This is a genomic window from Salinivibrio costicola subsp. alcaliphilus (assembly GCF_001996185.1).
In the GTDB taxonomy this organism is placed as follows: domain Bacteria; phylum Pseudomonadota; class Gammaproteobacteria; order Enterobacterales; family Vibrionaceae; genus Salinivibrio; species Salinivibrio costicola.
Map to the genome: position 1 here is coordinate 1 of NZ_MUFR01000113.1, position 813 is coordinate 813.

Consider the following 813-nt stretch of genomic DNA (forward strand, 5'->3'; position numbering starts at 1 on the left):
GAGATAGACAAGATGTTGGTCTTCGACCTCTTTGCCGCCAATCTTCCAGTACACCAGAATGGCGCTTTGATAACGATTAAAACCTTGCTCCTGGTTGAGCTTGTCATGTCTAGAGCGCGTGGCGTAAAACTGCCATTTGCCATCACCCAGCAGCTTGTACTCCTGCACTAAGCGCTTTTGGTGAAAATGGTAGTAATAGCCTTCGGTGGGTAGGCCCAGTCGCTCGCCGAGTTGAACGGAAGGTGTTACAGGAATAAAGGCTTCTTGGATGATACCTGAGCCAATCGGCTTGACTTGCACGGGCTCGGGCACGCTGATGCCCATTGAAGCCGATGCAATTTTAGCGATAAGTTTTTTGGGCTCGTTGAATGCGGTATAAGTGGTGTACTTGGTGCCATGCTCAGTGCGCGCGGTTTGCCAATCATCCTTCACGCCTTCTTGCTGTGTTGTGGCTAATTGAAACTTACACCCCACCGTTTTGCTAAATATCTTATCCGAGCTAGCAATCTCAAAACAATACTCGTATTTAAGTGGCGGTGGCGCATTAGAGCGGTCAGGTTTTACCGGCTCGGGCACATAGGTGTCTTCGATATTGATTGCAGCATGCGCACTGTGACTGCTACCACCAGCGCCGCCGGCCACACTGCCAGATTGATTAGCTCTAGCGGCAAGTGCTGAACGGGCTTGTGGTGAGAGGGTCGTTTCAGTGTCTGCCGAGAGGGACCAGAGCTTATTCGTATTATCATGCACCATCGCGGGCCGCATTGGGGTATCAGTCAACAGGGCAAATTCACCGCTATCAAGCTTTTCTTT

The 813-nt window shown here is 50.7% G+C and carries 1 pseudogene; it reads right to left on the reverse strand.

What is annotated here, in order from left to right:
* Positions 1-813: pseudogene (locus tag BZJ21_RS16395) on the reverse strand (hypothetical protein); the annotation flags it as partial.